The following is a 24,369-nucleotide window of genomic DNA, read 5'->3' as shown; positions in this document are numbered from 1 at the left end:
CCCACCACGTCCGGTCGGGGACAAAGGCAGGCGCCGCGCTCAGTTCCGTACACCGTTGTACGGGACGTCTATGGAAAGGGAGCGTCAGACCATCAGGGACCGGTCCGTCGGGCGGATCGGGGCCGGTAGGTCGCTCTCGCCCGTCAGGAAGCGGTCCACTCCGCGAGCCGCCGAGCGCCCTTCCGCGATCGCCCAGACGATCAGCGACTGGCCACGGCCGGCGTCACCGGCGACGTACACGCCGGGGACGTTCGTCGCGAAGTCGGCGTCGCGGGCGATGTTGCCGCGGGCGTCCAGCTCCAGGCCGAACTGGGAGACCAGGCCGTTCTCGACGTCCGTACCCGTGAAGCCCATCGCGAGCGTCACCAGTTGGGCGGGGATCTTGCGCTCCGTGCCGGGCTGCTGGGTCAGCTTGCCGTCCACGAACTCGACCTCGACCAGGTGCAGCCACTGCACGTTGCCGTCCTCGTCGCCCTCGAAGTGGGTGGTGGAGACGGAGTAGACCCGCTCGCCGCCCTCCTCGTGCGCGGAGGTGACCTTGTACAGCATCGGGAACGTCGGCCACGGCTGGCCCGTCGGCCGCTCCTCGCCCGGGCGGGGCATGATCTCCAGCTGGGTGACGGAGGCCGCGCCCTGGCGGTGGGCCGTGCCGACGCAGTCCGCGCCGGTGTCGCCGCCGCCGATGACCACCACGTGCTTGCCCTCGGCGGTGATCGGCGGGGCCACGAAGTCGCCCTCCTGCACCTTGTTGGCGAGCGGCAGGTACTCCATCGCGAAGTGGATGCCGTTCAGCTCGCGCCCGGGGACCGGCAGGTCGCGGGAGACGGTCGCGCCGGCCGCGATGACCACGGCGTCGTACCGCTTGCGCAGGTCCGTCGCCTTGAGGTCGCGGCCGATCTCGATGCCCGTACGGAAGCGGGTGCCCTCCGCGCGCATCTGCTCGATACGGCGGTTGATGTGCCGCTTCTCCATCTTGAACTCGGGGATGCCGTAGCGCAGGAGACCGCCGACGCGGTCCGCGCGCTCGTAGACCGCCACGGTGTGGCCCGCCCGGGTGAGCTGCTGGGCGGCGGCGAGGCCGGCCGGGCCCGAGCCGATGACCGCGACCGTCTTGCCGGAGAGCCGCTCGGGGGCCTGGGCCGCGACGTCGCCGCTGTCCCACGCCTTGTCGATGATCGAGACCTCGACGTTCTTGATGGTCACGGCGGGCTGGTTGATGCCGAGGACGCACGCCGACTCGCACGGGGCGGGGCACAGGCGGCCCGTGAACTCCGGGAAGTTGTTCGTGGCATGCAGGCGCTCGGAGGCGGCGGACCAGTCCTCGCGGTACGCGTAGTCGTTCCACTCGGGGATGAGGTTCCCGAGCGGGCAGCCGTTGTGGCAGAACGGGATGCCGCAGTCCATGCAACGGCTGGCCTGCTCGCTGATGATGGGGAGCAGCGAGCCCGGAACGTAGACCTCGTTCCAGTCCTTGAGACGCACGTCCACCGGACGGGTCCTGGCGACCTCGCGGCCGTGGTTCAGAAAGCCCTTGGGATCAGCCATTGGTCGCCGCCTCCATCATCTTCTCGGTGATCTCGGTCTCCGTGAGACCGGCTCGCTCGGCGGCGTCCTTGGCGGCGAGCACTGCCTTGTACGTACTGGGGATGATCTTGCTGAAGCGGTCCACCGACACGGGCCAGTCGGCGAGGAGCTTCTCGGCGACCGTGGAGGCGGTCTCCTCCGCGTGCCGGCGCACGACGTCGTGCAGCCACTGCTTGTCGGTGTCGTCGAGCTCCTCGACCGCGCCGAGGTTGCCGACGTTGACGTTGTCGCGGTTCAGGTCGATGACGTACGCGATGCCGCCCGACATACCGGCCGCGAAGTTGCGGCCCGTCTCGCCGAGCACGACCGCGTGACCGCCGGTCATGTACTCGCAGCCGTGGTCGCCCACGCCCTCGGAGACCACCGTCGCGCCGGAGTTGCGGACGCAGAACCGCTCGCCGGTACGGCCCCGCAGGAACAGCTCGCCGCCGGTCGCGCCGTACGCGATGGTGTTGCCCGCGATCGTCGAGAACTCGGCGAGGTGGTCGGCGCCCCGGTCGGGACGGACGATCACCCGGCCGCCGGAGAGGCCCTTGCCGACGTAGTCGTTGGCGTCGCCCTCCAGGCGCAGCGTCACACCGCGCGGCAGGAAGGCGCCGAAGGACTGGCCGGCCGACCCGGTGAAGGTGATGTCGATGGTGTCGTCGGGCAGGCCCGCACCGCCGAACTTCTTCGTCACCTCGTGACCGAGCATGGTGCCGACCGTGCGGTTGATGTTGCGGATCGCGACCTGCGCGCGCACCGGCTGCGCACCGGTCGCGGAGTCCGCGGCCAGCGCGTCGGCGGCGAGCTTGATCAGCTCGTTGTCGAGCGCCTTCTCCAGGCCGTGGTCCTGCTCGATGACCTGGTGGAGCGGGGTGCCCTCGGGCAGCTCCGGCACGTAGAACAGCGGGCTCAGGTCGAGGCCCTGCGCCTTCCAGTGGGTGACCGCGCGCTCCACGTCGAGGTGCTCGGCGTGGCCGACGGCTTCCTGGATGGTGCGGAAGCCGAGCTCGGCGAGGATCTCGCGGACCTCCTCGGCGATGAACTGGAAGAAGTTCACGACGTACTCGGCCTTGCCGGCGTACCGGTCGCGCAGCACCGGGTTCTGCGTGGCGATGCCGACCGGGCAGGTGTCCAGGTGGCAGACGCGCATCATGACGCAGCCGGAGACGACGAGCGGCGCGGTCGCGAAACCGAACTCCTCGGCGCCGAGCAGCGCGGCGATGACGACGTCACGGCCGGTCTTCAGCTGGCCGTCGGTCTGTACGACGATGCGGTCGCGCAGGCCGTTGAGCAGCAGCGTCTGCTGGGTCTCGGCGAGGCCGAGCTCCCAGGGGCCGCCCGCGTGCTTCAGCGAGGTGAGCGGGGAGGCGCCCGTACCGCCGTCGTGGCCGGAGATGAGGACGACGTCCGCGTGTGCCTTGGAGACACCCGCGGCGACCGTGCCGACGCCGACCTCCGACACCAGCTTCACGTGAATCCGCGCCTGCGGGTTCGCGTTCTTCAGGTCGTGGATCAGCTGGGCGAGGTCCTCGATGGAGTAGATGTCGTGGTGCGGGGGCGGGGAGATGAGGCCCACGCCCGGGGTGCTGTGCCGGGTCTTGGCGACCCACGGGTAGACCTTGTGGCCGGGCAGCTGGCCGCCCTCGCCGGGCTTGGCGCCCTGCGCCATCTTGATCTGGATGTCGTCCGCGTTGACGAGGTACTCGGACGTGACACCGAAGCGGCCGGACGCGACCTGCTTGATGCTCGACCGGCGCGCCGGGTCGTACAGGCGGTCCGCGTCCTCGCCGCCCTCACCGGTGTTGGACTTGCCGCCCAGCTGGTTCATGGCGATGGCGAGCGTCTCGTGGGCTTCCTTCGAGATGGAGCCGTACGACATGGCGCCGGTGGAGAAGCGCTTGACGATCTCCTCGGCGGACTCGACCTCGTCGATGGAGATCGGCTCACGGTCCGACTTGAGGCCGAACAGCCCGCGGAGCGTCATCAGGCGCTCGGACTGCTCGTTCACGCGGTCCGTGTACTTCTTGAAGATGTCGTAGCGGCGGGTGCGCGTCGAGTGCTGGAGGCGGAAGACCGTCTCCGGGTCGAACAGGTGAGGCTCGCCCTCGCGGCGCCACTGGTACTCGCCGCCGATGTCGAGGGCGCGGTGCGCGGGCGCGATGCCGCTGGCCGGGTACGCCTTCGCGTGGCGGGCGGCGACCTCCTTGGCGATGACGTCGATGCCGACGCCGCCGATCTTGGTGGCCGTGCCGCTGAAGTACGTGTCGACGAAGGTCCGGTCGAGGCCGACGGCCTCGAAGACCTGGGCACCGCGGTAGGAGGCGACGGTCGAGATGCCCATCTTGGACATGACCTTGAGGACGCCCTTGCCGAGCGCGTAGATCAGGTTGCGGATGGCCTGCTCGGGCTCGATGCCGGGGAGGAACGTTCCGGCCCTGACCAGGTCCTCGACGGATTCCATCGCCAGGTACGGGTTGACGGCCGCGGCGCCGAAGCCGATGAGGAGGGCCACGTGGTGGACCTCGCGGACGTCGCCGGCCTCTACCAGCAGGCCCACCTGGGTGCGCTGCTTGGTGCGGATGAGGTGGTGGTGGACGGCCGCGGTGAGCAGCAGCGAGGGGATCGGCGCGTGCTCGGCGTCGGAGTGCCGGTCCGAGAGGACGATCAGCCGGGCGCCGTTCTCGATGGCGGCGTCGGCCTCGGTGCAGATCTCCTCGATGCGCGCGGCGAGCGAGTCGCCGCCGCCGGAGACCCGGTACAGGCCGGAGAGTGTCGCGGCCTTCATGCCGGGCATGTCGCCGTCGGCGTTGATGTGTATGAGCTTGGCCAGCTCGTCGTTGTCGATCACCGGGAAGGGCAGGGTGACGCTGCGACAGGACGCGGCGGTCGGCTCCAGCAGGTTGCCCGCGGGGCCGAGGGAGGAGCGCAGCGAGGTGACGAGCTCCTCGCGGATGGCGTCCAGCGGCGGGTTGGTGACCTGCGCGAACAGCTGGGTGAAGTAGTCGAAGAGCAGCCGCGGGCGCTCGGACAGGGCCGCGATCGGCGAGTCCGTGCCCATGGAGCCGAGCGGCTCGCCGCCGGTCTTGGCCATCGGCGCGACGATGACGCGCAGTTCTTCCTCGGTGTAGCCGAAGGTCTGCTGGCGACGGGTGACGGAGGCGTGCGTGTGCACGATGTGCTCGCGCTCGGGCAGGTCGGAGAGCTCGATCTCGCCGGCTTCCAGCCACTCCGCGTACGGGTTCTCGGCGGCGAGGTCGGCCTTGATCTCGTCGTCCTCGATGATGCGGTGCTCGGCGGTGTCGACGAGGAACATCTTGCCGGGCTGCAGGCGGCCCTTGCGGACGACCTTCGCGGGGTCGATGTCGAGGACGCCGACCTCGGAGCCGAGGACGACGAGGCCCTCGTCGGTGACCCAGTAGCGGCCGGGGCGCAGGCCGTTGCGGTCGAGGACCGCGCCGACCTGGGAGCCGTCGGTGAAGGTGACGCAGGCCGGGCCGTCCCAGGGCTCCATCATCGTGGCGTGGAACTGGTAGAAGGCGCGTCGGGCCGGGTCCATGGAGTCGTGGTTCTCCCACGCCTCCGGGATCATCATGAGCACGGAGTGCGGGAGCGAACGGCCGCCCAGGTGCAGGAGTTCGAGCACCTCGTCGAAGGACGCGGAGTCGGACGCCTCGGGCGTACAGATCGGGAAGACGCGGTCGAGCTTGTCCTGGTCGCCGAAGAGGTCCGAGACGAGCTGCGACTCGCGGGCCACCATCCAGTTGCGGTTGCCCTTGACCGTGTTGATCTCGCCGTTGTGCGCGACGAAGCGGTACGGGTGGGCGAGCGGCCAGCTCGGGAAGGTGTTCGTGGAGAACCGGGAGTGCACGAGCGCGATCGCGGAGGCGAAGCGGCGGTCGGACAGGTCCGGGAAGAAGGGCTCCAGCTGGCCGGTGGTCAGCATGCCCTTGTAGACGATGGTCCGGGCGGAGAGCGACGGGAAGTACACGTCGGCCTCGCGCTCGGCGCGCTTGCGCAGCACGAACGCCCTGCGGTCGAGATCGATGCCCTGGCTGATTCCGTCCGTCACGAAGACCTGACGGAAGAGCGGCATCGTCGAGCGGGCGGTGGCGCCGAGGAGTTCGGGGGCGACCGGGACCTCACGCCAGCCGAGGACCGTCAGGCCCTCGTCGGCGGCGATCGTCTCAATCCGTGAGACGGCCTCGTCGGCGGTGTCCTCCGGAAGGAAGGCGACACCGACCGCGTACGAGCCCGCCTCGGGCAGTTCGAATCCGGCCACCTCACGGAAGAAGGCGTCGGGAACCTGAGAGAGGATGCCGGCGCCGTCACCGGAGTCGGGTTCCGAGCCGGTCGCGCCGCGATGCTCCAGGTTCCGGAGCACGGTCAGCGCCTGCTCGACCAGCGCGTGGCTCGCCTCACCGGTGAGGGTCGCCACAAAGCCGACGCCGCAGGCGTCATGCTCGTTGCGCGGGTCGTACATCCCCTGCGCGGCAGGGCGAGCATCCATGAACGACCAGTTCTGGCCATTTGTGGAGTGCTGGGACGGCTGGCGCGGCGTACGCATCGGCTCTCCCGTCGTCGTCGTGGCATATGCAAGTGCCGAGGGACGACGTTGGCCCTCTGCGAAAGGTGCAAAATTTCGTGCAGGTTACATGATGGAACCGTTCCCGGGAACGGGATAGCGCGTTCCAGCATGCGGACGCCACGGGTCGCGGCGGAGGGCCGCTCGTGGCGGCTGGATTAAGGGGACCTTTTCGGACAGATCAGTGACCGTCGGCCCGATCGCGACAGGCAACGTCGCCCGGCGCTTCAAATGTGGAGCGGGCGTCATTGCCCGCAGCGCTTACGGCTCATGCCCAGTGGTTAAGCACTCGAAACCGCCGAGTAACGACTACTTATGCAGTCCCTTGCATAGCTGCTCGACTCGAACGGTGCGGGGGTCATCCTACGGCCGCACCGAACAGACTGCCCAGGGCGTACGTCACACCGGCCGCGGCGCCGCCCAGCGCGAGCTGCCGCAGTCCGCCGTACCACCAGGACGTCGCGGTCACCCTGGCCACGACCGCGCCACACACGAAGAGCCCGAGGAGCGCGAGCAGGACGGCGGGCCACAGAGCGGTCGCGCCCAGCAGGTAAGGAAGTACGGGGAGCAGGGCGCCCAGGGCGAACGAGCCGAAGCTCGACACGGCGGCGACGGCGGGCGAGGGCAGATCGCCGGGATCGATGCCCAGCTCCTCCCGGGCATGTATCTCCAGGGCCTGCTCGGGATCCTCGGACAACTGCCGGGCGACTTCGCGAGCCAGACCGGACTCGACACCCCGAGCCTGGTACAGCTCGGCGAGCTCACGCTCCTCGTCCACCGGATACTTCTTCAACTCCCGCCGCTCGACGTCGAGTTCGGCCTCGACGAGTTCACGCTGCGAGGCGACGGAGGTGTACTCGCCTGCCGCCATGGAGAAGGCGCCGGCGGCGAGTCCCGCGAGCCCGGTGACGACGACCACCCGAGGGGACACGGCCCCGCCCGCCACACCTGTCATCAACGCCAGATTGGAGACCAGACCGTCCATCGCGCCGAAGACGGCAGGGCGCAGCCAACCGCCGTTGACGTCCCGGTGGGTGTGGTTGTCGCGGTGCGCCTCGTGCAGCGCGGCCCCGGTCTCGATGATCGCCATGCCCAGATCTCCACTAGCTTGGACCGCTTACTTGGACTAATTCTATTCTTTGAGAACACCCAATCTACGCCTGAAATTTCGCACCTGCCAGCAAGGAAGGCCGTACTTACCTGGGCGTTCGCCCTCCGATGCTCATCCGTAGGGGGGCTTGCACAGATGTCGACCGGGTGACGCTGCTGCACGTGAGGCTCCGCCGAACCACTAGGTGGGGACAGATGCGCAAAGGGTCCCTCAGACCTTCCGGGACCCCGCGATGGAGAGGCACCGTCATGGCTTCGATTGCCTGCGTTCCCTCGGTCCCCGCGCCCGGGGACGCCGCCGATCTCCGCGATCGGGCGCGCGGCGCGCTGCTGGGACTCGCCGTCGGGGACGCGCTGGGGGCGCCCGCCGAGAACATGAAGCCGTCCGAGATCCGCGCACGCTGGGGCCGTATCACGGGGTACGTGGCCGAGAATCCGGCCGGCACGGACGACACGGAGTACGCGATCTTCTCCGGGCTGCTCCTGGCCCGGCACGGTTCGGCACTCACGGCCCGGCATGTGGAGGCGGCCTGGCACCAGTGGATCGCCGACCTGGACGAGGGTCCGTTCCGGGGCGCCGGCTTCAGCGAGCGGGGCACGCTGGAGAACCTCCGGCGGGGCCTGGCCGCCCCGATCTCCGCCCAGCACCGGCACGCCTGGAGCGACGGCCTCGCCATGCGGGCGGCCCCCTTCGGCGTCTTCGCGGCGGGCCGCCCCGCCGAGGCGGCCCGCCTCGTGGCGATCGACGGTTCGGTGAGCCACGACGGCGAGGGCATCTACGGCGGCCAGGCGGTAGCGGCGGGTGTGGCCGCGGCGATGGCGGGCGCCCCGACGTTCGTGGTGGTCGCCTCGGCCCTCGCCGTCATCCCCGACGACTCCTGGACGGCCCGTTCCCTGCGCCGGGCCGTCGCCTGCGCCCACCGCGGCGAACGTGCCGTCCGCTCCGCCGTCGTCATCGGCGGTTACCCCTGGACCGACCTCGCCCCCGAGGCCGTCGCCCTGGCCTTCGGCGCGTACGCGGCGGCCGACGGCGACTTCACGGAAGCGGTCCTCACGGCGGTGAACATGGGCCGCGACGCCGACACCACGGCAGCGGTGGCGGGCGCCCTGGCCGGCGCGACGAAGGGCGCCTCGTCGATCCCCTCGGCCTGGGCGGCGGCAATCGGCCCGGCGAAAGGCAGCTGCCTCCCTTCCATGCGCGGCCACCACGTCCTGGACGTGGCGGACCTCCTGACCCCGGACGAGGTAACCCTGTGAAACCCGAACTACTCAACGGCTCCGAGGCGGGCGCCCCTTCAGGGGCGCCCGCCTCAGGGGCGCGGGGAACTGCACGCTCAGCCACAGCCAACCCGCAGTCCCCCCACCACCCCAAAGCCCAACGGCGAATCGAGGGCCTTCTGCTGGGCCTAGCCGCAGGCGACGCCGCAGGCTGGCCCGCCGCCAGGCACCGAGCCGCCCGCATGCCCGAGTGGACAAGACGCCTCACTCGCGAACTGGACACCTTCGCCGAGCAGAACGCGACGACGACCCTCCCCGTCCCCATCGCCCTGAACCAACCCCCGGAACCCCTCAGGCTCGGCCCCTCGGACGACGCCGAATGGGCGGCGTTCGCGGCGGAGGCGGTCCTGCGCGCCACCGACCCCGGTGCACTCGGCGACCTGAGCCGAGAACGCCGTATGCGCGCGGCCATCGACCTCTCCTGGAACGCCGTGGCCAGCGAGGTCGCCGCGGCGGCCGACCGCGCCCCCGAGGTCGAGTCGGCCGTACTCCCCCTGCGCGCCCGCATCTCCGTACGGGCCGGTCTCGGCAACCTCGCCACCGGCCTGCGCCCGCCCGCCACCGGCCACGACAACCCCCACTACTTCGACGACGCGGCCTGCGTACGAGCCTGTGTGCTGGCTGTGGCCCACGCCGGGGACCCCCGACTCGCGGCGGAACTGGCCGAGTTCGACGCCCGCTACACCCAGGACGGCGACGGGGTGCACGGCGCCCGCGCGATGGCCGCGGCGCTCTCGCTCGCACTGACCGGCGCGGACGCCGACACCTGCGCGGCGGCGGCGATCGCCGAACTCCCGGAGGCCACGGAAATCGGCCGCAACGCCCGCCACGCGCTGGGTCTCGCCCGCGAAGCAGTCCGCAACGGCGATGGCGCCTTCGGCCTCGTCCCCCTCCTGGAACACCAGATCGTCGACCACGTCTACAGCTACGGCATCGCCGCCGCCGAGACCGTCCCGGTGGCCCTCGCGCTCGCCGTCGCCTCGCACGGCCGGATCGCCGAGGCGGTTCCCGCGGCGGCGTGTCTGTCGCGGGTCGCGGACTCGGCCCCCGCCCTCGTCGGCGCGCTGACCGGCGCGATCGGCGGCGGCACGGCGATCCCGGCCTCCTGGCGCGACGCGTGCCGCACGCTCTCGGGCTGCGCGCTCCCCCGTCTGACGGGCACGGATCTGGTGGAACTCGCCGAACTCCTGGCAGCCACGGAACTGGCCCTCTCCGGGGGATGATTCGGACATGACGCCCATCACGCCCGCAACCCTGGAAGAACGGATCACCCGCAGTCTCGTGGGAGCCGCCGTCGGCGACGCCCTCGGCGGCCCCGTCGAGGGCTACTCCCCCGAGCAGATCGCCGAACGCCACGGCGGCGGGGTCCACGGCATCGTCGGCCCCTGGAACGGCGACGACTGGCGCACGGCCCGCCCCATCGCCCCGTACCACAAGGGCGACGGCCACGTCACCGACGACACCTTGATGACCCACGCACTGGTACGGGTGTACGCGAAGGTCCGCGACCACCTGGACGCGTACGCCGTCGCCGACCACCTGGTCCCCGACCTGATGACAACACCGCGCTGGATCCCGGAACTGGAGTCCGAGGCACTCCCCCTCCACCGGATCTTCCTGGCGGAGAAGTGGCTGGTGGCAAGGATCCACTACGGCCACATCGACCCCCGCGAGGCCGGCACCGGCAACATCGTCAACTGCGGTGCCGCGATGTACATGGCCCCGGTCGGCCTGGTCAACGCGGCCAACCCGGCGGGCGCGTACGCCGAGGCCCTCGACATCGCGGGCGCCCATCAGTCGTCGTACGGACGGGAGGCCGCGGGCGTCTTCGCGGCGGGGGTGGCGGCGGCCTGCACGCCGGGCGCGACCCCGGACTCGGTCGTCGACGCCTGTCTTTCCGTGGCGAAGGACGGCACACGGGCGGCCATCGAGACGGTCTGCGACACGGCATCGCGCTACGCGGACTTCGAGTCGGCACTACGCCCCCTGCGCGAGGCAGTAGCTCCCTACGACACGGTAGGCCCCGACTACCGCGCCCCGTCCCTGGGCGCCCGCCGCCCCTCCCGCATCCACTCCATCGAGGAACTCCCGGTCGCCCTCGCCATGTTGCTGATCTCCCGCGGCGACTACCGGCACGCGGTCCTGGGCTCGGTGAACTACGGCCGCGACTGCGACTCGATCGCCACGATGTCCGGCGCTCTCGCGGGCGCCCTCGGTGCGGAGATCCCGCCCGACTGGGCCAAGACGGTCGCGGAGTCCAGCCGCCTGGACCTACAGGCCCCCGCGACAACACTCACAGAGGTGACCCGCGAGATCTTCACCCGCGACATCGACCGCCGCCGCACCCACGAGACGGCGTACGCGGAGCTGTCATGACCCCCCTGCGCCTGACCTGGGTCCAACCGGAGGACCTCCTGGGCCACGAACTCCACCAGGCAGGCCAGGACGGCCGCGATCCCTCGGCCATCGCGGCCCGCTGGCAATCGGCGGGAGGCTCGAAGCCACCTTCCCGAGCAGGCGCCTCGGATCCCCCCACGCCCCCGTACCTACGAGCCCTGGCCCAGAAACTGCTGGACGAACTGGCAGCCCTACCAAGCAGGTTGGAGGGCAAGGAGCCAACGGAGCTGCCCAGAATCCGGTCTCTCTGCCCCAACTGGCCAACAGCAACTGATGACTCCCGCCCCGCTACCGCTGTGCCCAGTCGTTCCGCTTGGGCGGAACGACTGGGCACAGCGGACCTCAGCCGAAGCTCCGGGGGCCTGGGGGCAGCGCCCCCACCTTCGGGAAGGGGTGGGTCTGGGGAAGAAAACCCCGCCCTGACCCCCGCCACACTCCACCCCCGCCTGGAAGCCGCCTGGCTGGGCAGAGCCGCAGGCTGCCTCCTGGGAAAGCCAGTGGAAAAACTCCCCCTGGCCGGCATCAGAGCCCTGGCCCAAGCCACCGGCAACTGGCCCCTCACCACCTGGTTCACAGAACGCGGCCTCCCCACCACCCTCAAAACCACCCACCCCTGGAACCGCCGCTCCGCCCCCACCTCCCTCGCCGAGAACATCAACGGCATGCCAGAGGACGACGACCTCAACTACCCCCTCCTGAACCTCCTGCTCCTCCAGCGCCACGGCAAGCACTTCACCACCACCGACGTAGCCCGCCTCTGGCTGGACGAACTCCCCGCAGGCCGCACATTCACCGCGGAACGCATCGCCTACCGCAACCTCCTCGACGGCATCGAGCCCCCGCACACCGCCCACCACCGCAACCCGTTCCGCGAATGGATCGGCGCCCTGATCCGCGCGGACGCCCACGGCTGGACCAACCCGGGCGCCCCGGCGGCCGCCGCGGAACAGGCCCACACGGACGCCACCCTCACCCACACCGCCAACGGCGTCTACGCGGCGATGTTCACGGCGGCCACCATCGCCGAGGCGGCCACCGGCACGAGCGACATCCACGCCTGCCTGCGCACCGGTCTCACGGTCGTCCCACCCGACTCCCGCCTCGCCCGAGCCATCCGCCACGCGATCCAACTGGCCCGGGAACACCGGGACTTCGACACGGTCGTCGACGAACTGCACACCGCCCACGCCACGTACCACTGGGTCCACGCCATCCCCAACACGGCCCTGCTCGCAGCCGCCCTCACCCACGCGGACGGCGACTTCACGGCCTCCATCTGCCGTGCCGTGTCGGGCGGTTGGGACACGGACTCGAACGGCGCGACAGCGGGCAGCATCGCGGGCCTCCTCGCCGGCAGCCCCGCCGCGCTCCCCGACCGCTGGACGGCCCCGCTCAAGAACCGCCTCGCCACCTCGGTCGCCGACTTCAACGGCGTCGGCTTCGACACCCTCGCCCAACTGACCTGCGACCAGCTGACTTACAACGAGCCGGCCCTCAACTAGTCGGTCCGCAAAGCCAGTCGACCCACCCCGGGAGATCCCTCACCCATGACACACCCCGCCGTGACCGCACCGGCCGCCCCCGTCACCGCCCCCCAAACCACTCCCCACACCACCCCCCTCACCGGCCTCCGCGTCCTCGACCTCGCCACCCTCTTCGCCGGCCCCCTCGCGGCCACCATGCTCGGCGACTTCGGCGCGGAGGTCATCAAGGTCGAGCACCCCCGCAAACCGGACCCGTCCCGCGGCCACGGCCCGTCGAAGAACGGCATCGGCTTGTGGTGGAAGCTCCTCGGCCGCAACAAACGCACGATGACGCTGGACCTCTCCACGAACGGCGGCCGGGCCACCCTCCTCCGCCTCGCCGCCTCCACCGACGTGATCATCGAGAACTTCCGCCCCGGCACGCTGGAGAAGTGGGACCTCGGCTGGGAGGAACTGTCGGCGGCGAACCCCCGCCTGGTCCTGGCCCGCGTCACCGCCTTCGGCCAGTTCGGCCCGTACGCGCACCGCCCCGGCTTCGGGACGCTCGCCGAGGCGATGAGCGGTTTCGCCGCGATCACCGGCGAACCGGACGCCCCGCCGACCCTCCCGCCCTTCGGCCTCGCCGACTCGATCGCGGGCCTGGCCACGGCGTACGCGGTGATGACGGCCCTCGCGGCCCGCGACCGCACCGGCCGTGGGCAGGTGGTGGACATGGCGATCATCGAGCCGATCCTCACGGTCCTCGGCCCGCAGCCGCTCTGGTACGACCAGTTGGGCCATGTCCAGCCCCGCACGGGCAACCGCTCCCAGAACAACGCGCCCCGCAACACCTACCGCACCGCCGACGGCAGTTGGGTCGCCGTCTCGACCTCGGCCCAGTCGATCGCCGAACGCGTGATGCGCCTGGTCGGCCGCCCGGACCTGACCGCCGAACCCTGGTTCACCACCGGCGCGGAGCGGGCCCGCCACACCGACGTCCTCGACGAGGCGGTCGGCACCTGGATCGCCCAGCACACCCGCGAGGAGGTCATCGCGGCGTTCGAGAAGGCGGAGGCGGCGGTGGCCCCCATCCAGGACGTACGCGACGTCATGACGGACCCTCAGTACCAGGCCCTCGACACGGTGACGACCGTCGACGACCCCGAACTGGGCCCGCTGCGCATGCAGAACGTCCTGTTCCGCCTCACCGACACCCCTGGCGGAATCCGCTGGGCGGGCCGCCCGCACGGCGCCGACACGGACACCGTCCTCACCGAACTCGGCCTGACGGAGGCCGAGATCAGCACGCTCAGATCGGAGGGCGCGCTGTGACCACGGGAGCCACCTGCCCGTTCCCCCTCACCTGGCTGTACGTACCCGGCGACCGCCCCGATGTCGTCGCGAAGGCCCTGGTCGCGGGCGCCGACGTGGTCGTCGTCGACCTGGAGGACGCGGTCGCCCCCGACCGCAAGGAGTACGCCCGCGCCGCCACCGCCGACCTCCTCTCTGAGCCGTCCCCGCCCCCGGTCCCGGTGCACGTACGCGTCAACGCCCCGGACAGCCCGGAGTCGAGGGCGGACCTCCGGGCCCTCGCCGCACTCCCGGCCCTCTCGGGCGTGCGCCTGCCCAAGGTCATGTCCCCCGCCGAGGTCGTACGTACGGCGGAAGGCGCACCCCACCTCCCCCTGTACGCCCTCCTGGAGTCGGCCCTCGCCGTCGAGCACGCCTACACGATCGCCACCGCGCACCCCGCTCTGCTCGGCATCGGGCTCGGCGAGGCCGATCTGCGTGCCGAACTGGGGGTGGCGGACAAGGGCCTAGACTGGGCACGAAGCCGGGTCGTCTGTGCCGCACGGGCGGCGGGGCTGCCCGCTCCGCCCCAGTCCGTGCATCCGGACGTACGGGATCTCGCCGGGCTCGCCGCGTCGTGCGCGCACGGCCGGTCGCTCGGCTTTCTGGGGCGGGCGGCGATTCATCCGCGGCAGCTCCCGGTCATCGAGCGCGCGTATCTGCCGTCGGCCCGGGAGATCGAGGCGGCCGAGGAACTCGTGAAGGCGGCCGGCACCGAGACCGGCGCCCTCGCACTGCCCGACGGGCGCTTCGTGGACGCGGCGATCGTCGCGGGCGCACACCGCACACTCGCCCTCGCCCGCCGCCCCCACTGACTCCCGCCGACCCGCCGACCCCACGACCACCACGACCACCCACCAACCATGCGCACACTCGCGCAGTCAGATGACTGACTTCAATCAAATTCCAAGACACGTCTGTGAATTCATGACTGAAGTCGCTCATCCGCTGCTACTTTCCTCGCGTGATATCGAGCAAGCGCCACGCGAAGATCGTCGAATCGCTCCGGTCGACAGGGGTCGCCTCGGTGCGCGAACTCGCCGAACGGCTCCAGGTGAGCGAGTCGACGATCCGCCGGGACCTGATCGAGCTGGACCGGCACGGCGAACTGGTCCGCACCTACGGGGGCGCCGCCCTGTCTCCGCGCACGGCGGCCGACTCCCCCGCCGTGGAGGAGCCGTTCGACGTCTCGGCCGCCCACGACCGGGCGGTGAAGGAGGCGATGGCCGAGCGGGCCGCCGAGTTGGTGGCCGACGACACCGTGGTCGTCCTGGACATCGGCACCACCACCCCGCTCATCGCCCGGCGGCTGCGCGGCCGTCCGGTCACGGTCATCACCAGCAACCTCGCCGTGCTCGACGAACTGCGCGACGACGACTCCGTACGGCTCGTCGTCCTCGGCGGTGTCCTGCGCCGCAACTACCAGTCCCTCGTCGGGGCGCTCGCCGAGAACGCCCTGCGCCAGGTCAGCGCGGACCTGGTCTTCCTGAGCTGCACCGGTGTACGCGCCAACGGCCATGTGGTGGACGACATGGCCGTCGAGGCACCGATCAAGCAGGCGCTGGTCGAATCCGCACCCCGGGTGGTGCTGGTCGCCGGCGAGTCCAAGTTCCCCGGCACCGGCAGCCTGCGGGTGTGCTCGCTCGCCGACATCGACGTACTCGTCACGAGCGCGGGCGCCGATCCCCGGACACTCGACCTCTGCCGTCAGGCAGGCGGACAGGTGATCACCGCCTGAAACAGGGCCCCACTGCAAGGAGTTACCGCAATGCGCGAACTGATACGAAGAACGTGGAGAGGTGCGGGCGGCGTCGCCTGCGGTCTGATCCTGTGCCTGACGGCGGTGACGGTGCCCGCCCAAGCAGCCCCTGCCCAGGCGGCCCCCGCCCAGCCGTACCCCAAGGGAGGCACGGTGACCCCTCGCGGCAAGGCGACCGCGGCCGTCGGCGCGATGATGGGCTTCTACGACGAGGAGACCGGCCGCTGGGACCCGGATTCGCCCTGGTGGCAGTCGGGCAACGCGCTCCAGGCACTGCTCGACTACATGGCGAAGACCGGCTCGCGGGCCTACCTGCGACAGGCCGAGAACACCATCGAGATCCAGCGACAGCCGCTGCCCTGGTGGCCGGAGGGCGACGGCGAGTTCCGGGCCGACTCGACCGACGACACCGGCTGGTGGGCCCTGGCCATGACCCGCATGTACGACCTGACCCGCGACAAGAAGTATCTCGGCATCGCCAGGATCGACGAGGCGTACCTGCACGAGTACTGGGACGACACCTGCGGCGGCGGCATCTGGTGGGACATCCCGGGCAAGACGTACAAGAACGCGATCAGCGCCGAGCTCTACATCCAGCTCCTGGCCGCGCTGCACAACCGCGTACCCGGCGACAGGGTCTATCTCGCGCGCGCCCTCAAGGCGTGGCACTGGTTCGAGAAGAGCGGGATGATCAACCGCGAGCACCTGGTCAACGACGGTCTGAACACCCAGGGCGGCGGCTGCGCCAACAACGGCGGAACGACCTGGACGTACAACCAGGGAGTGATCCTCGGCGGACTCGCCGAGCTGTACAAGGCCACGGGTGACCGACGGCTGCTCACCTCCGCGCGGAAGATCGCCGACGCGGTCGTCAAGAGCCCGGAACTGTCCCCCGGCGGGATCCTGACCGAGCCGTGCGAGCCCCGGGGCGACTGCAACTCCGACCAGGCGTCGTTCAAGGGGATCTTCGCCCGCAACCTCGCGGAACTGGACGAGGTGCTGCCCGGCCATCCGTACCGGCGGTACCTCCGCGCCCAGGCCCACTCGGCCTACACGTACAACCGCAACAGCCAGAACCAGTACGGGCTGGACTGGTCCGGGCCGTTCGACAGCGCGGACATCGCGCGTCAGGAATCCGCGGTCTCACTGCTGACCGCGGTTCTCTGACGACGCCGGAAGCCGGGGCCGGGTCAGCCCTTCTTGGCCGACTCGGCCTCCGCGTCAGCGTCCGAGCCGTTGGCGGACTCCGCGGAATCGGAGTCCTCGGAGGATGAGGGCTTCGAGGAATCGGAGGACTCGGCAGGCTTCGCGGACTTCGACTTCGCGGACTTCGAGAGGTCGGTCGGCCCGGCCTCCTCGGACTTGGACTTGTCCGACGCCGGGTCCGACCCTGTGTCCGACCCCGAGTCCGACGTATCCGCGGTGTCGGACGCGTCTGCCGAGTCCGACGCCTCCGATGCGTCGGTCTTCTCCGACTTCTCCGACTTCTCCGACTTCCCCGACGTCTTCGGCTCGTCCGGGCCGTCGGGCGCGTCCGGCTCGACGACCTCTTCACGCCCCGGACGGAGCCTGGCCGACAGCACGAAATAGAGCACGGCGAGGAGGAAGACGACGATCGAGGTCCACTCGTTGAGGCGCAGCCCCAGGAAGTGGTGGGCCTCGTCGACACGCATGGACTCGATCCAGAAGCGGCCCGTGCAGTACGCGGCGACGTACACGGCGAAGGCACGGCCGTGGCCGAGCTTGAAGCGCCGGTCGGCCCAGATGACGAGCACCGCGACACCGATGCACCACAACGACTCGTACAGGAACGTCGGGTGGTAGTAGCCCGGCACCCGGCCGTCCGTCGAGGACGTGATGTGCAGGGCCCAGGGGAGGTCCGTCTCCCGCCCGTACAGCTCCTGGTTGAACCAGTTGCCCCAGCGGCCGATGGCCTGCGCGAGGGCGATGCCGGGCGCGAGGGCGTCGGCCCACGCCGGGAGCGGGATCCCACGTCGACGGCAGCCGATCCAGGCACCCACCGCGCCGAGCGCGATGGCGCCCCAGATACCGAGGCCGCCCTCCCAGATCTTGAAGGCGTCGACCCAGTCCTGACCCTCGCTGAAGTACAGCTGGTAGTCGGTGATGACGTGGTACAGCCGCCCGCCGACGAGACCGAACGGCACGGCCCACACGGCGATGTCCGCCACGGTGCCTGGTCGGCCCCCGCGCGCGACCCACCGCTTGTTGCCGAGCCAGACGGCTACGAAGACGCCGATGATGATGCAGAACGCGTAGCCGCGCAGCGGAATGGGGCCGAGGTGGCGCACACCGCTCGCCGGGCTGGGGATGTAGGCAATTTCCATGGCGGAGTCGACGCTACCTTGCCGGGCGGCGAGTACGACAACCCGCCCGGGCTACGGCTCCATAACGAGACCGGCGGGACCTACGGGGCCCACGGGACCCCTGGGTCGGATGTGACACCCAGAAAACGGGCCACCGGACTCACCCCTCGGACCCACACCCCGCGATCCCCCCTCGGACCCACACCCCGCGATCCCCCCTCGGACCCACACCCCGCGATCCCCCCGGGGCTCATGCCTTGTCGGCCTGCTGCACCAGCTGCTTCAGCTTCGCCGGGGTCATCGTCCGGTCCTGGTAGATGTTCTTGCCGTTCAGCAGGACCGTCGGTGTGCCGCTGAACCCGCCGCCCTGGAAGGCCTGGTGGGACTTGGCGACCCAGCTGTCGTGCGTGCCGTCGTCGACGCACTTCTTGAACGTGTCGGTGTCGAGCCCGTCGACCTTGCCGGCCAGCTCGATCAGCTTGCTGTTCTTCGCGTACGCGTCGTCCGTCTCGGCGGGCTGGTTCTCGAACAGCACGTCGTGGTACGCGGCGAACTTTCCGGCGTCCTGGGCGCACGCCGCGGCGTTGGCCGCGCGCAGGGAGCCGCTCCCGCCCATGTTCCCGTCGATCAGGGTCGCGAGGTGGTACTCCGCCTTCAACTGTCCGGCGTCCGTCAGCTCGTGGATCGTCGAGCGGTAGGCGTCCTCGAAGCTCTTGCAGGCCGGGCAGCGGAAGTCCTCCCACACGGTGAGGGTCGACTTGGCGCTCTCCTTGCCGACGGGGATGACGAGGCTGTCGTCGCCGTTCGCCCCCGAGGGGGCCGTCACCGGGCCCGCCGTATCGGTCTTGTCCTTGCCTGCGTTCGCGGCCAGCACACCGCCGATCGCGGCCAGTGCCAGCACGCAGACGACGGCACCGCCCACGATCAGCACACGTCGGCGCTTCTCCGCCGTCTTCTGCTTCGCTCGCTCTTCCGCCAGCCGCTCGCGGGCGGTGCGCTTTTCCTCACGGTTCTTCTCGCTCACATCCCGCAGAACGAACCGGGGAGGCGCACCGCGCCTCCCCGACCCCAGGTCCACCCGTTCGAGTGAGCGGATTGTCCGTTACGTACGTGAACAGCTGTACGCAACGGACAATTGGTCACGCCGTGCCGCGCACGCCCTTCGCGAGGTCGGCGGCGAGGGCGCGTACGGCGTCCAGGCCCGCGGCCTCGTCCGGGGCGTCCAGCATCCGCTTCACGAAGGCCGAGCCGACGATGACGCCGTCGGCGAAGCCGGCGACCTCGGCGGCCTGCTCGGCGTTCGAGACGCCGAGGCCGACACAGACCGGCAGGTCGGTGGTGGCCTTGGTGCGCCGCACCAGGTCCTGAGCCTGCGCGCCCACGGACTCACGCGTGCCGGTGACACCCATCAGCGAGGCCGCGTACACGAAGCCGGAGCCCGCCTTGGTGATCTCGGCGAGCCGGGCGTCCTGACTGCTGGGGGCGACGACGAAGACGGTCGCGAGGCCGTGCTTCTCGGCCTGCTCCCTCCACAGTGCGGACTCCTGCACGGGCAGGTCGGGCAGGATGCAGCCCGCGCCGCCCGCCTCGGCCAGTTCGGCGGTGAAGCGCTCGACGCCGTAGCGGTCGATGGGGTTCCAGTACGTCATGACGAGGACGGGCTTGCCGGTCGCCTCGTACGCCTCGCGGACCGTGCGCATCACGTCCGCGATCTTGACGCCGCCGCGCAGGGCGATGTCGTCGGCGGTCTGGATGACCGGTCCGTCGAGGACGGGGTCGCTGTGCGGCAGACCGACCTCGACGACGTCCGCGCCGCCGTCGAAGACGGCCTTGATGGCCGCGATCCCGCCGTCGACGGTCGGGAACCCGGCCGGCAGGTACGCGATGAGCGCGGACCGCCCCTCCGCCTTCGCACCGGCAAGGGTGTCGCTCAACAGCTCGATGTTGCCGCTCACTTGGCGTCCCCCTCGATCTCGGCGTTGTCGTTGTCGGCGTCCGCCTCGACGACGGCGTCGGCGCCCTCGTCGTACAGGCCGAAGTAGCGGGCGGCCGTGTCCATGTCCTTGTCGCCGCGCCCGGACAGGTTGACGATGATCAGCCCGTCAGGGCCCAGTTCCCTGCCGACCTCCAGCGCGCCCGCGAGCGCGTGCGCGCTCTCGATGGCCGGGATGATGCCCTCGGTACGGGAGAGCAGGCGCAGGGCCTGCATCGCCGCGTCGTCGGTGACGGCGCGGTACTCACCGCGTCCGCTGTCCTTGAGGTACGAGTGCTCGGGGCCGATGCCCGGGTAGTCGAGTCCGGCCGAGATCGAGTACGGCTCGGTGATCTGGCCCTCCTCGTCCTGGAGGACGTACGACCGCGAGCCGTGCAGGATGCCCGGCTCGCCGGCCGTCAGCGTGGCGGCGTGCTCGCCGGTCTCGATGCCGTGTCCGGCGGGCTCGCAGCCGATGAGGCGTACGTCCGCGTCCGGGATGAAGGCGTGGAAGAGGCCGATGGCGTTGGACCCGCCGCCGACGCAGGCGACGGCCGCGTCGGGGAGACGGCCCGCGCGCTCCAGGATCTGCCGCCTGGCCTCGACGCCGATGACGCGGTGGAAGTCGCGGACCATGGCCGGGAAGGGGTGGGGTCCGGCGACGGTCCCGAAGAGGTAGTGGGTGTGGTCGACGTTGGCGACCCAGTCGCGGAAGGCCTCGTTGATGGCGTCCTTCAGCGTCCGGCTGCCGGACTTCACGGCGATGACCTCGGCGCCGAGCATGCGCATCCGGGCCACGTTCAGGGCCTGGCGCCGGGTGTCGATCTCGCCCATGTAGATGGTGCATTCGAGCCCGAACAGCGCGCAGGCGGTGGCCGTGGCGACGCCGTGCTGGCCCGCGCCGGTCTCGGCGATGACCCGGGTCTTGCCCATGCGCTTGGTGAGCAGGGCCTGCCCGAGCACGTTGTTGATCTTGTGTGATCCGGTGTGGTTCAGGTCCTCGCGCTTGAGGAACACCCGGGCGCCACCGGCGTGTTCGGCGAAGCGCCGCACCTCGGTGAGGGAGCTGGGGCGGCCGGTGTAGTGGACGAGCAGGTCGTCCAGCTCCCGGGCGAACTCGGGGTCGGACTTCGCCTTGTCGTACTCCACGGCGACCTCGTCCACGGCGGCGACGAGCGCCTCCGGGATGAACTTGCCGCCGAACGCGCCGAAGTACCCCTCGGCGCTGGGGACCTGACCGTCAGGGTCGGGAATGAAGAACTCGCTGGGCATGCGGTTACCTCGCAGGGGCGTGGCCCCGGTCAACAGGTCGGATGGACGGTCACGTGTGCGCCACGACCGCCGCCGGTTCGCTCAGGTGGAGGCGTACCACTCGCCGCCGCGACGGCGGGAGTTCGGGCCCCACGGCGGTGACCGGCAGTGATCACCGGTGATGAGTGATGATCGGCGATGCCGAACCGGGCAACGCCCCCGTCAGGAAACGGGGCGGAGCCCACCGTCGGCGGTGGCGCGGACGCGCCGACGCCATCGCATCCCGTTCACCTGGCCTGGCTCGTCCCCGATGACGTACCGCACGCGGCGCCCATGGACGCGGCGCGCGGGGGCCCGGCAGCCGCGCGGACGGCAGCCGCGGGCGAGCCGGGCGTAGGGGTCGCGGGCCGCCGAAGGGCCCGCGGCGGCCGACCGTACGCACGCCGGGCCGCCGTCGGGGCGAAGGCCCTGGCGGTCGGCGATGGCGAGGGAACGGTCGGTGTCCATCCGGAGTGTCAGCCCCGTCCGTGCCGCAGCGCGGGGTGCGCGCCCGCGGCGACCAGGTCGGAGACGGCCGTCTTGGGGTCCCGGCCGGTGACCAGGGACTCGCCCACCAGTACGGCGTCGGCGCCGGCATTGGCGTACGCGATGAGGTCGTGCGGTCCGCGGACGCCGGACTCGGCGATCTTCACGATGTGCGCGGGGATCTCGGGTGCGACGCGGTCGAAGGTGCCGCGGTCGACCTTGAGGTCCTTGAGGTTGCGCGCGTTGACACCGATGACCTTCGCACCGGCGTCCACCGCCCGCTCGACCTCGTCCTCGTCGTGGACCTCGACGAGCGGCGTGAGCCCGATGGACTCGGCCCGCTCGATGAGGGACTCCAGGGCGGGCTGGTCGAGGGCGGCCACGATGAGCAGCGCGAGGTCCGCGCCGTACGCCCGGGCCTCCCACAGCTGGTACGAGGTGACGATGAAGTCCTTGCGCAGCACCGGGATGTCGACCCGGGCCCGCACGGCCTCCAGGTCGGCCAGCGAACCGCCGAAGCGGCGCTGCTCGGTGAGGACGGAGATGACGGCCGCGCCGCCCGCCTCGTAGTCGGCGGCGAGCCCCGCGGGGTCGGCGATCGCGGCGAGCGCGCCCTTGGACGGGCTGGAGCGCTTGACCTCGCAGATGACCTTGACGCCGTCGCCGCGCAGGGCCGCGACACCGTCCTTGGCTGCCGGAGCCTTCGCGGCGCGCTCCTTGAGCTCGTCGAGGCTGACGCGCGCCTGCCGCTCCGCGAGGTCGGCACGGACTCCGTCGATGATCTCGTCGAGCACACTCACGCGAGCGGCCCCCTTCCCTGACGGTTGACAGTTGAAGCGGTTCTGCGGTTGACCCGGGTCCGTCTCGCATCAGACGAAACCGATGGTCACTGCGATGGTATCCGGAGGAAGGCTTAGCGCTCGCATCCGGTTGACGCCGGTCCCACTACCTGGACGTTCACCGATTGATCAAGGATGCAGCCAGCCACCGAACGGCAGGTTCCGGACAACCGTGAAGACCAGCGCCAACGCGCCGAGTCCCCACAGCAGGGACGGCTTCGGATCGAGGCGCAGCGGTCGCCCCTGGACGGAGCGGACCACCCAGACGGTCCACACCACGGCGAACACCAGATACCCCAGGACGGCGATCGCGTTCGCCCCGAGCGCCGCCACGAGGTCCCCGTGCGCGACGGCGTGCGCGCTGCGCAGTCCGCCGCAGCCGGGGCAGTACACGCCGGCGTACTGGAGCAGCGGACAGGCGGGGTAGTGCCCGGGTTCGTTCGGATCGACGGCTCCCACGTACGCGAAGGCGCCGACGACGGCCACGAGGATCCCGCCGGGCACGACGAGCCGCCGCGGTACGGACCCATGCGGCACGGATCCGTGCGGTACGGGTCCGTGCGGTACGGGTCCGGGAGCGGGCGTCACCCTCTGGGTTTCGGCGTTCACCCGACGCATTCTGCCGCGCCGAGGTGAACACCGCACACAGGCTCGTACGCGAAAGACACGCCTCTACGCGGGAGTGCACGCCTGTACGCGTGGGCGCACGCCCGGACACGAACACGGCTGTACACGAAAGAGACGGACCCGGCGCTCGGGCCGGCCCCGCCTCCCACACTCTCGTGAAGATCAGCCTTCGGCCGACGCGGACGCCACCTGGTGGGTCCGGGGGGCGGCGGCCTTCGGCTTGCCGAGGCCCGCCGCGCTCATGGCCATGCCGACGACGCCACCGAGGGCCACGACGACCAGACCGGCCCAGAAGCCCAGCGGGTTGGCCATCACCATGAAGGCACCGGAGACGCAGAACCCGATGATCGCGATGGTGACACCGGTCCAGGCGGCCGGAGTGTGACCGTGGTTGCTGCCCGCCATGACTTAGCTCCTCATGCTCTGTGTTGCTCTACGTGTTGCTCTACGCGTGTGTGAGCCGAACGCTCGCGGCTCCATTGTCCCGCACGCGCGCGGACGCCCTGAGCGGGGGTACCGAGGAGCTCTGTCAGGTCCCGCGGAGGCCCGCGCCCCGACAGGGGCGCGGGGAACTGCGCGACCAGCCACAGCGGACCCGCACGGTCAAAACGGCGCTCTCGACGGAACCCCGCGGAGCGCTCACGCCCCTGTGGGGTCCTCGCCCCGGTCCAGGGCCTTCCAGATCTCCTCGGGGCGGTCGGGGTCGGCCGGGGGCCTGGTTCTGCGTGGCCGGGGCGTGCCGTCGCGCTCGTAGCGGCCCGACATGGTCGGCCAGAGCCGTCCGTAGCGCAGGGCGAGGAGGCCCGCGAGGAGGAGCAGCAGTCCCCCCGCCGCGGCCACGTACGGCCACGCGGTATGGGTCATGGCGCCCACGGTCGCCGCGCTGTCGCCGGAGGCCTGGGCGGCCTTCTCGTCGAGCGCGGAACTGTCGGAGGCGCCGAGCAGCGCCGAGGCGATCGTGCCCGCTCCGGAGAGCGCGAGGAGCCCGGCGACCAGGAAACGGCCGGCATGGCGGACGGCGAAGACGGCGACGAGCGCGGCGAGGCCGACTATGGCGAGGGACGCGGGCACGCCCGTGACGTCGCCGCCGCTGGCGCTCAGCGGGAAGTCGCCGCCCGCCACCGTCGCGGTGCCCTTCGACCAGTCCTGCCGCGAGGAGAGCAGCACGACGGCCGCGCCCAGCGCGCCGAACAGCAGGGCGAGGGCAAGGCTTCGGCGGCCGGACCGGGCGGGTCCGGGAGCGGCGGATCGGGGGTGCGGTACGGCAGTCACGTACTCCACTATCGCCTGAACCCCGGGCGAACCGTCACCCGGGGTTCGCGT

At 70.9% G+C, this 24,369-nt stretch carries 20 protein-coding genes; 8 read left to right on the top strand and 12 right to left on the bottom strand.

The annotated features are described in order from the left end of the window. Positions 1 to 84: 84 nt before the first annotated feature. The 3 genes from OHA11_RS35330 to OHA11_RS35320 form a co-directional block, all read right to left on the bottom strand. Positions 85 to 1,545, bottom strand: coding sequence for a glutamate synthase subunit beta (locus OHA11_RS35330; RefSeq protein ID WP_266503260.1), 1,461 nt, complete (start codon positions 1,543 to 1,545; stop codon positions 85 to 87). Next, positions 1,538 to 6,133 carry a glutamate synthase large subunit gene (gene gltB / locus OHA11_RS35325; protein WP_266503259.1) on the bottom strand — a complete coding sequence of 1,532 codons (4,596 nt, stop codon included), beginning with the start codon at positions 6,131 to 6,133 and terminating at the stop codon, positions 1,538 to 1,540. The genes OHA11_RS35330 and gltB overlap by 8 nt, the downstream gene beginning before the upstream one ends. Positions 6,134 to 6,509: 376 nt before the next feature. Further along, on the bottom strand, positions 6,510 to 7,241 hold the full coding sequence (locus OHA11_RS35320) for a VIT1/CCC1 transporter family protein (RefSeq protein WP_266503258.1): 732 nt from the start codon (positions 7,239 to 7,241) through the stop codon (positions 6,510 to 6,512). Between the two features lie 269 nt (positions 7,242 to 7,510). Here OHA11_RS35320 and OHA11_RS35315 point away from each other — a divergent pair, with 269 nt between their 5' ends. From OHA11_RS35315 to OHA11_RS35280, 8 genes are all read left to right on the top strand, one after another. Further along, positions 7,511 to 8,518: an ADP-ribosylglycohydrolase family protein gene (locus tag OHA11_RS35315; RefSeq protein ID WP_266503256.1), complete on the top strand. Its 1,008-nt coding sequence runs from the start codon at positions 7,511 to 7,513 to the stop codon at positions 8,516 to 8,518. Between the two features lie 128 nt (positions 8,519 to 8,646). After that, positions 8,647 to 9,762, top strand: coding sequence for an ADP-ribosylglycohydrolase family protein (locus OHA11_RS35310; protein WP_266507672.1), 1,116 nt, complete (start codon positions 8,647 to 8,649; stop codon positions 9,760 to 9,762). Between the two features lie 7 nt (positions 9,763 to 9,769). Further along, complete coding sequence (locus OHA11_RS35305) at positions 9,770 to 10,915, top strand: ADP-ribosylglycohydrolase family protein (RefSeq protein WP_266503254.1); 1,146 nt, start codon at positions 9,770 to 9,772, stop codon at positions 10,913 to 10,915. After that, positions 10,912 to 12,438: an ADP-ribosylglycohydrolase family protein gene (locus OHA11_RS35300; protein ID WP_266503253.1), complete on the top strand. Its 1,527-nt coding sequence runs from the start codon at positions 10,912 to 10,914 to the stop codon at positions 12,436 to 12,438. Before OHA11_RS35305 ends, OHA11_RS35300 begins: the two co-directional genes overlap by 4 nt. Positions 12,439 to 12,483: 45 nt before the next feature. Next, entirely contained in the window at positions 12,484 to 13,731 is a 1,248-nt protein-coding gene (locus OHA11_RS35295; RefSeq protein WP_266503252.1) for a CaiB/BaiF CoA-transferase family protein, read from the top strand. Next, positions 13,728 to 14,564, top strand: a complete 837-nt coding sequence (locus tag OHA11_RS35290; RefSeq protein WP_266503251.1) for a CoA ester lyase — start codon at positions 13,728 to 13,730, stop codon at positions 14,562 to 14,564. The genes OHA11_RS35295 and OHA11_RS35290 overlap by 4 nt, the downstream gene beginning before the upstream one ends. A 149-nt stretch (positions 14,565 to 14,713) precedes the next feature. Then, a complete protein-coding gene (locus OHA11_RS35285; protein ID WP_266503250.1) occupies positions 14,714 to 15,487 on the top strand; it encodes a DeoR/GlpR family DNA-binding transcription regulator in 774 nt (257 codons plus the stop codon). A gap of 30 nt (positions 15,488 to 15,517) precedes the next feature. Continuing rightward, positions 15,518 to 16,675: a glycoside hydrolase family 76 protein gene (locus OHA11_RS35280; RefSeq protein ID WP_266503248.1), complete on the top strand. Its 1,158-nt coding sequence runs from the start codon at positions 15,518 to 15,520 to the stop codon at positions 16,673 to 16,675. 23 nt (positions 16,676 to 16,698) lie between these two features. On the opposite strand, the gene lgt is transcribed toward OHA11_RS35280, so the two are convergent. From lgt to OHA11_RS35235, 9 genes are all read right to left on the bottom strand, one after another. Next, the gene (gene lgt / locus OHA11_RS35275; RefSeq protein WP_266503246.1) at positions 16,699 to 17,853 is read right to left on the bottom strand and encodes a prolipoprotein diacylglyceryl transferase; all 1,155 of its coding nucleotides are present in this window, start codon (positions 17,851 to 17,853) and stop codon (positions 16,699 to 16,701) included. Positions 17,854 to 18,082: 229 nt separating this feature from the next. Next, positions 18,083 to 18,856, bottom strand: coding sequence for a thioredoxin domain-containing protein (locus OHA11_RS35270; RefSeq protein WP_266503244.1), 774 nt, complete (start codon positions 18,854 to 18,856; stop codon positions 18,083 to 18,085). A gap of 115 nt (positions 18,857 to 18,971) precedes the next feature. Continuing rightward, positions 18,972 to 19,787 carry a tryptophan synthase subunit alpha gene (trpA, locus tag OHA11_RS35265; protein WP_266503242.1) on the bottom strand — a complete coding sequence of 272 codons (816 nt, stop codon included), beginning with the start codon at positions 19,785 to 19,787 and terminating at the stop codon, positions 18,972 to 18,974. Next, entirely contained in the window at positions 19,784 to 21,076 is a 1,293-nt protein-coding gene (gene trpB / locus OHA11_RS35260; RefSeq protein ID WP_266503239.1) for a tryptophan synthase subunit beta, read from the bottom strand. The genes trpA and trpB overlap by 4 nt, the downstream gene beginning before the upstream one ends. A 201-nt stretch (positions 21,077 to 21,277) precedes the next feature. Then, positions 21,278 to 21,562: a tryptophan biosynthesis modulator TrpM gene (trpM, locus tag OHA11_RS35255; RefSeq protein ID WP_266503238.1), complete on the bottom strand. Its 285-nt coding sequence runs from the start codon at positions 21,560 to 21,562 to the stop codon at positions 21,278 to 21,280. Positions 21,563 to 21,570: 8 nt separating this feature from the next. Beyond that, on the bottom strand, positions 21,571 to 22,380 hold the full coding sequence (gene trpC, locus OHA11_RS35250) for an indole-3-glycerol phosphate synthase TrpC (RefSeq protein ID WP_266503236.1): 810 nt from the start codon (positions 22,378 to 22,380) through the stop codon (positions 21,571 to 21,573). Between the two features lie 168 nt (positions 22,381 to 22,548). Further along, on the bottom strand, positions 22,549 to 23,037 hold the full coding sequence (locus tag OHA11_RS35245; protein WP_266503235.1) for a DUF2752 domain-containing protein: 489 nt from the start codon (positions 23,035 to 23,037) through the stop codon (positions 22,549 to 22,551). 171 nt (positions 23,038 to 23,208) lie between these two features. Then, on the bottom strand, positions 23,209 to 23,451 hold the full coding sequence (locus tag OHA11_RS35240) for an HGxxPAAW family protein (protein ID WP_266503233.1): 243 nt from the start codon (positions 23,449 to 23,451) through the stop codon (positions 23,209 to 23,211). A gap of 234 nt (positions 23,452 to 23,685) precedes the next feature. Next, positions 23,686 to 24,327 (bottom strand): TIGR02234 family membrane protein, encoded by a 642-nt coding sequence (locus tag OHA11_RS35235; RefSeq protein WP_266503232.1) that lies wholly within the window; start codon positions 24,325 to 24,327, stop codon positions 23,686 to 23,688. Positions 24,328 to 24,369: the final 42 nt, after the last annotated feature.

This window comes from Streptomyces sp. NBC_00878 (genome assembly GCF_026341515.1).
In the GTDB taxonomy this organism is placed as follows: Bacteria; Actinomycetota; Actinomycetes; order Streptomycetales; family Streptomycetaceae; genus Streptomyces.
Note: the sequence above shows the minus strand (reverse complement) of the source record. Positions and strands in the feature narration are given on the sequence as shown.

Bases quoted from the DNA above. Each gene is read 5' to 3' on its own strand.
- OHA11_RS35330 (WP_266503260.1), bottom strand. From the start codon at position 1,545: ATGGCTGATCCCAAGGGCTTTCTGAACCACGGCCGCGAGGTCGCCAGG.
- gltB (WP_266503259.1), bottom strand. From the start codon at position 6,133: ATGCGTACGCCGCGCCAGCCGTCCCAGCACTCCACAAATGGCCAGAAC.
- OHA11_RS35320 (WP_266503258.1), bottom strand. From the start codon at position 7,241: ATGGCGATCATCGAGACCGGGGCCGCGCTGCACGAGGCGCACCGCGAC.
- OHA11_RS35315 (WP_266503256.1), top strand. From the start codon at position 7,511: ATGGCTTCGATTGCCTGCGTTCCCTCGGTCCCCGCGCCCGGGGACGCC.
- OHA11_RS35305 (WP_266503254.1), top strand. From the start codon at position 9,770: ATGACGCCCATCACGCCCGCAACCCTGGAAGAACGGATCACCCGCAGT.
- OHA11_RS35300 (WP_266503253.1), top strand. From the start codon at position 10,912: ATGACCCCCCTGCGCCTGACCTGGGTCCAACCGGAGGACCTCCTGGGC.
- OHA11_RS35295 (WP_266503252.1), top strand. From the start codon at position 12,484: ATGACACACCCCGCCGTGACCGCACCGGCCGCCCCCGTCACCGCCCCC.
- OHA11_RS35280 (WP_266503248.1), top strand. From the start codon at position 15,518: ATGCGCGAACTGATACGAAGAACGTGGAGAGGTGCGGGCGGCGTCGCC.
- lgt (WP_266503246.1), bottom strand. From the start codon at position 17,853: ATGGAAATTGCCTACATCCCCAGCCCGGCGAGCGGTGTGCGCCACCTC.
- trpB (WP_266503239.1), bottom strand. From the start codon at position 21,076: ATGCCCAGCGAGTTCTTCATTCCCGACCCTGACGGTCAGGTCCCCAGC.
- trpM (WP_266503238.1), bottom strand. From the start codon at position 21,562: ATGGACACCGACCGTTCCCTCGCCATCGCCGACCGCCAGGGCCTTCGC.
- OHA11_RS35245 (WP_266503235.1), bottom strand. From the start codon at position 23,037: ATGCGTCGGGTGAACGCCGAAACCCAGAGGGTGACGCCCGCTCCCGGA.
- OHA11_RS35240 (WP_266503233.1), bottom strand. From the start codon at position 23,451: ATGGCGGGCAGCAACCACGGTCACACTCCGGCCGCCTGGACCGGTGTC.